The organism is Alicyclobacillus mali NBRC 102425 (assembly GCF_001570745.1).
In the GTDB taxonomy this organism is placed as follows: Bacteria; Bacillota; Bacilli; order Alicyclobacillales; family Alicyclobacillaceae; genus Alicyclobacillus; species Alicyclobacillus mali.
Map to the genome: position 1 here is coordinate 94,164 of NZ_BCSG01000018.1, position 9,512 is coordinate 103,675.

Annotated in this window: 12 protein-coding genes; 1 reads left to right on the forward strand and 11 read right to left on the reverse strand. The window is 59.9% G+C overall.

The genetic code is table 11. The features are described 5' to 3' along the window. Window positions 1–27: 27 nt before the first annotated feature. The 6 genes from AMA01_RS07495 to AMA01_RS07520 form a co-directional block, all read right to left on the reverse strand. Window positions 28–1,086: an AI-2E family transporter gene (locus tag AMA01_RS07495; RefSeq protein ID WP_231862869.1), complete on the reverse strand. Its 1,059-nt coding sequence runs from the start codon at window positions 1,084–1,086 to the stop codon at window positions 28–30. Window positions 1,087–1,301: 215 nt separating this feature from the next. Further along, window positions 1,302–1,493, reverse strand: coding sequence for a hypothetical protein (locus tag AMA01_RS07500; RefSeq protein ID WP_067849585.1), 192 nt, complete (start codon window positions 1,491–1,493; stop codon window positions 1,302–1,304). A 228-nt stretch (window positions 1,494–1,721) separates the two neighbouring features. Beyond that, window positions 1,722–2,867 carry a cysteine desulfurase family protein gene (locus AMA01_RS07505; RefSeq protein WP_067849587.1) on the reverse strand — a complete coding sequence of 382 codons (1,146 nt, stop codon included), beginning with the start codon at window positions 2,865–2,867 and terminating at the stop codon, window positions 1,722–1,724. Between the two features lie 17 nt (window positions 2,868–2,884). Continuing rightward, complete coding sequence (gene cymR / locus AMA01_RS07510) at window positions 2,885–3,295, reverse strand: cysteine metabolism transcriptional regulator CymR (RefSeq protein ID WP_067849588.1); 411 nt, start codon at window positions 3,293–3,295, stop codon at window positions 2,885–2,887. Continuing rightward, window positions 3,228–4,571 (reverse strand): replication-associated recombination protein A, encoded by a 1,344-nt coding sequence (locus tag AMA01_RS07515; protein ID WP_067849590.1) that lies wholly within the window; start codon window positions 4,569–4,571, stop codon window positions 3,228–3,230. The genes cymR and AMA01_RS07515 overlap by 68 nt, the downstream gene beginning before the upstream one ends. A gap of 143 nt (window positions 4,572–4,714) precedes the next feature. Continuing rightward, a complete protein-coding gene (locus AMA01_RS07520; protein ID WP_067849592.1) occupies window positions 4,715–4,996 on the reverse strand; it encodes a hypothetical protein in 282 nt (93 codons plus the stop codon). A gap of 88 nt (window positions 4,997–5,084) precedes the next feature. On the opposite strand from AMA01_RS07520, the gene AMA01_RS07525 reads away from it, so the two are divergent. Then, window positions 5,085–6,017 carry a hypothetical protein gene (locus AMA01_RS07525; protein ID WP_067849594.1) on the forward strand — a complete coding sequence of 311 codons (933 nt, stop codon included), beginning with the start codon at window positions 5,085–5,087 and terminating at the stop codon, window positions 6,015–6,017. A gap of 149 nt (window positions 6,018–6,166) precedes the next feature. Here AMA01_RS07525 and arsC read toward each other — a convergent pair whose 3' ends face one another. The 5 genes from arsC to AMA01_RS07545 form a co-directional block, all read right to left on the reverse strand. Continuing rightward, entirely contained in the window at window positions 6,167–6,589 is a 423-nt protein-coding gene (gene arsC / locus AMA01_RS07530) for an arsenate reductase (thioredoxin) (RefSeq protein WP_067849596.1), read from the reverse strand. Window positions 6,590–6,628: 39 nt separating this feature from the next. Then, the gene (locus tag AMA01_RS07535) at window positions 6,629–7,921 is read right to left on the reverse strand and encodes an arsenic transporter (RefSeq protein ID WP_067849598.1); all 1,293 of its coding nucleotides are present in this window, start codon (window positions 7,919–7,921) and stop codon (window positions 6,629–6,631) included. 57 nt (window positions 7,922–7,978) lie between these two features. Next, complete coding sequence (locus AMA01_RS07540; RefSeq protein ID WP_067849600.1) at window positions 7,979–8,443, reverse strand: ArsI/CadI family heavy metal resistance metalloenzyme; 465 nt, start codon at window positions 8,441–8,443, stop codon at window positions 7,979–7,981. Next, on the reverse strand, window positions 8,386–8,808 hold the full coding sequence (locus AMA01_RS14270) for an ArsR/SmtB family transcription factor (protein WP_082744065.1): 423 nt from the start codon (window positions 8,806–8,808) through the stop codon (window positions 8,386–8,388). Before AMA01_RS14270 ends, AMA01_RS07540 begins: the two co-directional genes overlap by 58 nt. 377 nt (window positions 8,809–9,185) lie before the next feature. Next, a partial coding sequence (locus AMA01_RS07545) for an AMP-binding enzyme (RefSeq protein WP_446698016.1) occupies window positions 9,186–9,512 on the reverse strand: 327 nt, incomplete at its 5' end.

Below are 9,512 nucleotides of genomic sequence, written 5' to 3' on the forward strand. Positions count from 1 at the left end.
TGATTGTATCGGGCGGGACTGGCCCTGTCAATGCGAGGCATGCGAGCGCGCTTCACGCCACTGCGTCCACACCACTTTGCACACCGCGAGCGCCGGGACCGCGAGAATGAGGCCCAGGACGCCACCCGCCTCCCCGCCGACAATCAGGGCCGCCACAATCGCCATCGGGTGCAGGTGAAGCGTTCGGCCCATGATCTGCGGAGACAGGATGTTCCCCTCGATCTGCTGCACCGCGATGTTGACGATCACGACCTTGACGAGCATCGGCCAGCCGGAGGTGGTGAGCGCGATGATCACCGCTGGCGCGATGCCGATGATGGGCCCAAGATACGGGATGATGTCCGCGAAACCGAGGAACGCACCCAGGAGAAGCGCGTACGGCAGGCGGATGATGAGATAGCCGATGAACGACAACAGCCCGACCGCCAGCATGATGAGAAACTGGCCGCGCACGTAACCGCCGAGCGTATCATCGATGGCGCGGAGGACCAGGCGCACGCGGTGCTTAGATTTCGCGGGCGCCATGCGCACCATTCCGCGCCCGATAGCCTTCGCGTCTTTCAACATATAAAAGACGAGGAACGGCACGACAAACGCCATGAAGATGGCATTCAGCGTGCTCGTCACCACCGAGAAAAGCCCCGTTGGGGCGACCTCGACGCGGTGTTCCAGTTGGTTGAGCGCGTTCTCAATGCCCGTCCTCACCGCGTTCGGCAGGTACGTCTTCCGGCTGTTGACCATGTCGATCCAGCGGCTCACTTCTGCCGTGATGGCCGGCAGGCTGCTCGACAACTGCGCGATTTGCCGCGAGATCACAGGAATCAGGTTCAAGACCACCACGGCCAGGATGGCTGCGATCACGGCGTATACAATGAGGATGGCCGCCGAGCGAGGGACGCGCCGCCGATGCAAAACGTCGACCGCCGGCTGCAGGATGTAGGTGATGATGAGCGACGCCAAAAACGTGTAAAAGAGGCTCGACAGCACGCCCCAGATGTCGAGAAACAGGCTGCGCAGGAGCCCGACGAGATAGATACACGTCAGCGTCAGGGCGATGGACATCATGGTGCGGGCGTAACGCCCCATCGGCACGGCGATCTCCTCCCTCTGCGGCGGCGCCGGACAAGGGTCTACCGCAGAGTATATGCAGAATCGCATGCCATTATTTTCATCGCACTGTACCAGACACCCGCATCGCGCTGTTTCGACAAAAAAAGAGCGGCCAAAGCCGCCCTGCCTCGACGACCGCCCGCTCTTTCTTCCGTCTATTTGTAAGCCTTTGTCTGTCTCGGCTCTGGCCCTCAGGCCCCCGTGCCAAACTCGACGTCCGCGTGATTCGTCTGATCCACGACGATGAGCGATCCGTCCTCAGCCACTTCGTAAACCCGCACCTCATCGCCGGACACGTTGAACTCGGCGAAGCAGTTCCAACAATAGTATTGGTTAGCACCAATTTTACCGACGTCTCGGCTTGTGCAACTCGGACACCGCATGACGTTGGTCCTCCCTTCTCGCCCTTGGAAGGCGCACTGCGGCACGCCCCATCTCTCTGGATGAACTTTCGAAACCTGCCAACAGTCTATCCACGGACAATAAAGCCAAAACCAAATTTCAGGTTCCGAAATATCCACCCACCGAGATTCCGTGACTCATGCTACGCCTATCCAGCGCGCATTGCAATGCAGAAACAGGAAAAGAACCTGCGCCCGACGCGGCAAATGTCACGAATTTGTGAAACGTGATCGCAGGGACCCGACGACTTTCGACAATACACCGGCCGCTGTCTCAATCTCTTCCATGGTGTTTTGCCACGCGAAACTAAAGCGGACCGACTCCCGCGCTTCTCGCTCCCTTCCCATGGCCCTGAGCACGTGGCTCGGCTCCAGGCTTCCCGCGCTGCACGCCGCACCAGCGCTCGCCGCCACTCCCTCGAGGTCCAGGCGCATGAGAAGAATGTCGTTGCGAATCCCACGAAAGCCGACGTTGAGAATCGAAGGCACCGCGTCGGCCGGGCTGTTGCGATACGCGCCGTCGAGCGATTCGATGGCGCGCCAAAGCGCGTCCCGGAGCGCGGTCAGGTGCGCCGCGTGCGCGTCGAAGCGCTCGGCAATCTCGGCCATCGCGGCGTGAAAGCCCACGATGCCCGCGACCGGTTCGGTCCCCGCGCGGAGCCTGTGTTGCTGCTCACCCCCGGCGGCAAGCGCCACAAACGGCGCGCCGGATCGGACGTAGAGGAGCCCCACGCCCTTCGGCCCGTGCACCTTGTGCGCGGAAAATGAGGCGAGATCGACGCCCAAGTCCTTGAGTGACAGGCGCATCACGGGCAGCGCCTGCACCATGTCGCTGTGTACGACGATACCCGGATCTCGTTCTCGGACGCGGCGCGCGATCTCGGCCACCGGCTCGATGGTTCCCACCTCGTTGTTCACGAGCATCACGCTCACGAGCGCCGTGTCCGGGCGGAGCGCCCGCACCACGTCGTCTGGATCGACGCGCCCGTCCGAATCCACCGGGACGACCGTCACGTCCGCGCCGAGGAGGCGCAGCCTGTCCACGGCCTCGAGCACCGCGTGATGTTCCACCGCTGTGGTCACGACGTGCGTTCGGTTCGGGCGCTGTGCGAGATACGCGCCGTAGAGGGCGAGATTGTTCGACTCCGTGCCGCCGCTTGTGAAGGCGAGATCGCGAGGGGAGGCGCCGAGCCACTCGGCGAAGAAGCGGCGCGCTTCCTCGACGGCTTGCCGGGCCTCGCGCCCCGGCTGGTGCAGACTCGACGGATTGCCGTACGCGTCACCGAGATAACGCTCCATGGCCGCGCGGGCCGCCGGCAGAAGGGGAGTCGTCGCGGCGTTGTCCAGGTAGATCATCGCTGACACCCCGCGGTTCAGATGTAATACATGTAGCCCTGCGACGATCCCTTGCGCAATTCGACGAGATCCTGCAGCGTCATGGACGACAACACGTCGTGGATAGCCTCCCTCAGCCTGTCCCACAGCACCTGCAGGCCATCATCCATCTCCTCGTCGACAATGGTGATGGGCCCCTCCAGGGCGAGAAGCACGTCCTCAATGACGATCTCGCGCGGATGCCTCGCCAGCACGTACCCACCGTAAGCGCCCCGGATGCTCCGCACGAAGCCGCCGTTGCGGAGCGGCGCAATGAGCTGTTCGAGGTAGTGCTCCGAGAGGTTGTTTCGCTCCGCAATGGACTTCAGGGAAATGGGCTGGTCACTCTGCTGTTCGGCGAGATCGACCAGGAGCATCAGGCCGTAGCGGCCCTTCGTCGAGATCTTCACGGTCATCGTCTCCTTCCCGGTAGTACACGCGTGGCTCGACGCCAATGGGCCAGTAGTTTTGCTCGACGTAATGGCCCGGGTAATCGTGTGGATACAGGTAGCCTTCCCCATGCCCGAGAGCCTTGGCCCCTTTGTACGCCGTGCTCCGCAGATGCAGCGGCACCTCGACCGGCAGGCCAGACCTGACGTCGTCCAGCGCGCGGTTGATGGCCATGTACGCGTGATTCGACTTCGGCGCTTTCGCGAGGTACGCGGTCACCTCCGCCAGCACAATCCGCGCCTCCGGCATGCCGATGGCCATGGCCGCCTGCCAGCCGCTCACCGCGATGAGGAGCGCGTTCGGATCCGCCATGCCCACGTCCTCGGCGGCCAGGATCATCAGCCGGCGCGCGATGAACGCGGGATCTTCGCCGCCCTCGAGCATCTTCGCGAGCCACAGCATCGCCGCGTTCACGTCCGATCCGCGCACCGACTTGATGAACGCCGAGATGGTGTCGTAGTGATCGTCGCCTGCGCGATCGTAGCGAGGCCCACCGCTCGCCTCAAGCGCCGCCTCGACCTCGCGCACGCCAATCTCCGTGGCGCCGTCGGGGCCAACTCTCGCTGCAAAAGCGGCGAGCTCGAGCAAGTTCAGCGCGCGCCGGGCGTCGCCCCGCGCCTGCAGGGTGAGCACACGCCTCGCATCCGGATGAAGCCGCACCCGCATGCGGCCAAGTCCGCGCTCCTCGTCCGCAATGGCCATGTCCACCAGGCACCCGATGTCATCCGGGGAAAGCGGCTCGAGGCGAAACACGTGCGATCGCGACAACAGCGCCGCGTTCACGTCGAAGTAGGGATTCTCCGTCGTCGCGCCCACGAGCGAGACAAGCCCCGCCTCCACGTGCGGCAGCAGCGCGTCCTGCTGACTTTTATTGAAGCGGTGGATTTCGTCGAGAAAGACCACGGTTCGCCGCCCATACACATCCCGCTCCTCTCGCGCGATCTCGACGGCCTTTCGCACATCGGCGATGCCCGACGTCACGGCGTTCAGCGGGATGAAGCGTGCCTTGGTCTGGCGCGCAATGACTTCGGCGATGGTCGTTTTGCCCGTGCCGGGCGGCCCATACAAAATGATGGACATCAAGCGATCCCGCTCGATCATCCTCCGCAGGATTCCATCTCGGCCCACGAGATTCTGGTGTCCCACCATCTCGTCGAGCGATCTCGGCCGCATCCGGTAGGCGAGCGGAGCCTCGCGCTCCGCTTCGTGCTCCGAAGCAAGTGAAAAGAGATCCATTCGCATTCGCCTCACACGGCTGCGCAATTCCTAGTCGTCCACTCAACTTTTAACGATTATACACGCTTTGCGAATGGAGGGAAAGGCGGGGCAGTGGATTGGCACGAATCACACCCATAATCTTCCTTGCGATGTGATCATGGTCACAGACGGCGCGCCGGGTGAGCGAACACAATGACCATGGGCTCCCTGGGGAGCGCCGTTTCGTTTTCCACATCCAAGTGAAACGAGGTGATGTGAATGTTCACAAGGCGGATCCGCATCGCACGAAACTGGCTGGCAGCCGCCGCGGCCTTGGGCGCGCTTGTTTCACCCACCGCCGCATGGGCGAGCAATGCACAGAACAGCGCGTCCTCCAGCTCGACCGCGAACGCAACTGCGCCCAACGCAACGTCGAACGCGACCAACCCCTCGTCCGGCGACACGGGCTACTTCGAAAGTACAGCGATAATCGTATGGAACGGCGCCGTTTCGCCTTGGAGGCCTACGACGTTACCCTGTCTGTCGTTTGACATGAATGAACTGCAGGAGTCGGACTGGATTCAGATCCAAGCCATGATGGGCGTTCTCGGGAAGAAGTTTGGCGTCTCGTACACGATGCACGGCAACGAGCTCCGCCTTTCCATACCCACGCGCCTCTGGTCAGGTGCCACCACCACCGCTCAGGCTTCAGACGCAGAGAATGGAAATTCGAGCTTGGTGGTCACGGTCAATGGCCACCGATTTGCCCTCACGCCGAGCTTCGCCACCGGCGCCAGCGCATCCCCTTCCGACACGTACGTCCCGGCGGCGTTTTGGGTGCACCTGCTGAACGCCATCAGGGGCTGCCACGCCGATCTCGTGATGCCAAACGAAGTCGATCTCGACGTGGGCACCACGCTCAGCTCGTCGCCGAAGATCATCTCATACGACGCTGGCCTCTCCGCTTCGGACGCAGGCGGGAGATTCACACTGCGCATCGCACCGTCTCTCGTCAAATCCTGGGCAAGCGGCATGCATATGTGGAGTCAGATCGTCATTGAGGACGACGACCTGCCCAAGCCGTCCAAGGCTCAGATTCAGTTCGTGTCGTCTCACCTCAATGACCTCATCGCAAGCATTCACGTCTGGCGCAGCGGAGACGAGGACTATCTCAGCTTGCCATTCGAATCCACGAAGTCTCCGTGGACGGTGAGCGCATGGAACGGCGCGTGGTATACCAACCAATTTCAGGTGGACCAGGTCGAAGTGTCGTGGGACGGCGGCAAGTCGTGGACCCAACTCGGTGAGGAAGGGCTCACTGAGGGCTACCAGCGTCCCGCTGTCCCCGCAAAGGCGAATTCCGTCATCCTCCGCCTGCCGAAGACCGGCCAGATGACCGTGGAACTCGACGCCTACGGTTTTCTCGTAGCCCGATTCATTCTGTGGATAGGCGCCGATGGGATCCTTCGCATCGGGGGCATGTAATTCAATTGTCACATTGATCCCTAGCGCTCCGGGGGAAGAAGCGAGCCATTCGGCGCGCGATTCCTCCGGCTATGGTCAACCTGCCCACCTCAGGCGGCGGCTCATCCCATGTTTTGCACTTCATCGATCCTGTTTTTATCACCATCGTTTTATGATAGTTCCCGATCCAGAAAAGACCTAATTCGCGCGCCGATGGCGTCACGAACTTGGCGAAACTGGTTCAAAATCTCTTCCTCCGATCCCGTCGCCTTGGCTGGGTCGGGAAATCCCCAGTGGAGGCGTTTCACGTGCGGCGGCGTCACGGGACAACGGTCGTTCGCGTCACCGCACAAGGTGATGACATAATCCGCTTGTTCGAGAAAGTCCGGATCGATGAGTTTCGACCGATGATGCGAGATGTCAATCCCCACCTCGCGCATCACCTGCACGGCACGGGGATTCAAGCCGTGCGCCTCGATGCCCGCACTCTGAACTTCGATCCGCTCTCCTCCCAAATGGCGCGCCCATCCTTCAGCCATTTGACTTCTGCATGAGTTTCCAGTGCAAAGAAAATAAATTCGCTTGCGTGACATACAGGTTTCACTCCTCTCCCATATTTGCGATAGCGAAGACTAGTTCACGATCGCCAGCCATCCATATAGCCCCATCAAGGTGAGTAACAGCGTCGGAATGGTCAGGATGACACCGGTCCGAATATAGGTGCTCCATGTGATCGTGACGCCCTTTTGGCGAAGGACGTGCAACCAAAGAAGCGTCGCCAACGAACCTATGGGTGTCAGTTTCGGACCCAAGTCACACCCTATGACATTGGCATACACCAACGACGTCTTCACGAGATGTGAAACATGGGCACCGTGAATGGCGAGCGCGTCAATCATCACGGTCGGCATATTGTTCATCACACTCGACAACACGGCCGCGAGAAAGCCCATCCCAAGCGTGCCGACTAGCAATCCGTGATCCGCAAGGACTTGAATGAGCCCCCCAAGGAGGCGGGTCAGGCCCACGTTGCGCAGCCCATACACCACGACATACATGCCGACGGAGAAAAACACAATCGCCCACGGCGCGCCCCGAATGACGGACCAGGGCTGAATCACGCGGACGCGACCGCCGTACGCCAGTAAGGCGATGGCGATGGTCCCAGCCACAAACGACACAGGTACATGCGCGATCTCCGTCACCATGTAGCCTGCCATGAGCGCAATGAGCAAGACCCAAGAAGCGCGAAACAATCCTCGGTGCACAATGGCTTCGGCCGGTCGAGGGAGGAAATCCGGATCGTAACGCTCCGGGATGTCCCTTCGGAAATATAGATAGAGTACCCCGGCGCTCGCGAGAAAGGAGACGAGATCGGGCACAATCATGTTTGCAAGATAGGTCAGAAAGCCAATGTGGAAATAGTCCGCCGACACGATATTCACAAGGTTGCTCACCACGAGCGGAAGCGACGTGGTGTCCGCGATGAAGCCGCTGGCGATGACGAATGGAAACATGCGACGGGCATCGAATTGGAGCAGCTTCATCTTCTCCAGAACGATGGGCGTGAGGATCAAGGCTGCGCCATCGTTGGCGCACACAGCAGCCACAAGGGCGCCGAGAAGGATCACGTACAAGAAGACCTTCTTCCCATCTCCACGCGCGGCTTTCGCCATCTTCAAAGCTGCCCACTCGAAAAATCCGAGTTGGTCAAGCACTGTGGAAATCACAATGATGGCCACGAAGGCGAGGGTCGCGTCCCACACGATTCGAGTCACAGACCCTACATCGCGCCAAGTGACCACGTGGAACAGAAGGGCGAGCGCCGCCCCCGCCATCGCGCTCCAGCCAATCGACAAGCCTCTCGGTTGCCAGATGACGAAGATGAGCGTGACCAAAAACAACGAAATTGCGACGTACGTCATGAGGTCTCTCCTTGTTGTGAACGTGACCAACCAAACCTGACCATGGATTTGGATACTTCATTCCATCGACGAGGAACCCGTCGGACAGGTCGTACAACATGTCTCTGTGGACTTTTCGACCAGAATCCCTGATCCAGGTACACGGTCGTCCTCTTGGTCAAGGACCGCAAAAAATTCCCACTGAATCCCATTTGGATCTTTTACCCAAATCTTGTCCTGCAACGCGTAACAACACGTAGTATTCATCTCGTCGAAGGTTGCGAGCCCCGCTTCTTCCAATCGTATCTTAGCAGCTAGGACTTCTTCCGTAGACGACACTTGCAATCCAAGGTGGTTCAGAGCTCCCACCTCGCCGAATGCACGCTCGTTTAAGGAAAAATTGAGAGGAGGTGTTTCCAGATCAAACTTAGCGTAACCTCGCCGAACGCGAACAGGTTCGACGCCAAATAAGATTTGATAGAACTTCAGCGATTCATGGAAGTTTCGCACGTTGATGGCGACATGGGGCTTCCATGCGAACATGGACAACACCCTCCTTTCTCATTTTGGTGAGAGTCAACCGCCGTGATCAGCTCGGTCGTGAGTGCGTGAACCACCTCCTGTAGCGCTTCAGGATTCGGAAAGTAACAAGTCCAAGGGCCGCGAGATTCTCTGCGAACCAACCCCACCTTCTCAAGAACTTTGAGATGGTGGGAGACAGTTGGTTGTGATAGTCCAGTCACAGCCACCACGTCTGCGACGCAGCACCCGTTTTCATACGCCTCGATACGATCGCAGCACGTTGCGATCGCCCCTTTGGCCATCAGTTGAAGCATGTGAAATCGGCTCTTGTCTGCCAAGGCGTGAAGACGATCGAGGAGGTCAACATTTTTCATATCGATCACCATCTATATCGATGTCGGTAAATGTAATGTACAGCAGACTGCGACTCCAGTCAACCGTTTGCCATTTCGCAGCCTCATCGACAGATGCACGTCTCCTTCAATCAACCCACTACCGGTGCAACACCGCGCTGTGATGTCTGATATGAGCATCCTCAACATCATTGTCGCCGCGCTCGTACCCCAGTCGGGCATCGTGCGCGGCGACTCGTGTAACAACCGTTCTTTGGTTTCCACATGGTTATCTGTTACAGCATCGTCAATACCCGCTCCGAACGATGGCCATCGGGTTCTTCGCGCCTTTCGGCAGAACGAATAGCACCCTCCGACAGAATCGTGTAGGAAGCACCACTGTCGCATCGGCGCTCTCTGAGCATCCCCCATCACGTCGCTTGTCGCCGCTTCGCCGCTTCCTCTTCCGCGAGCACGCGCCGAAGGACCTTGCCGGTGCCCGTGGCCGGCAGCGACTCGCGAAACTCCACCTGACGAGGGCACTTGTAATGCGCCAGCTTTTCGCGGCTCCACGCGATGATGTCCGCCTCGGTCACCCTGCCGACATACGACGGCTGAAGCACCACAAACGCCTTGACCACCTCGCCCTTTTGTGCGTCCGGCACGCCAATGACGGCCACCTGGCGGATTGCCTCGTGGCGAGACAACCAATGCTCGACTTCTTCCGGAAAGACGCTGTACCCCGAGCACTTGATCGA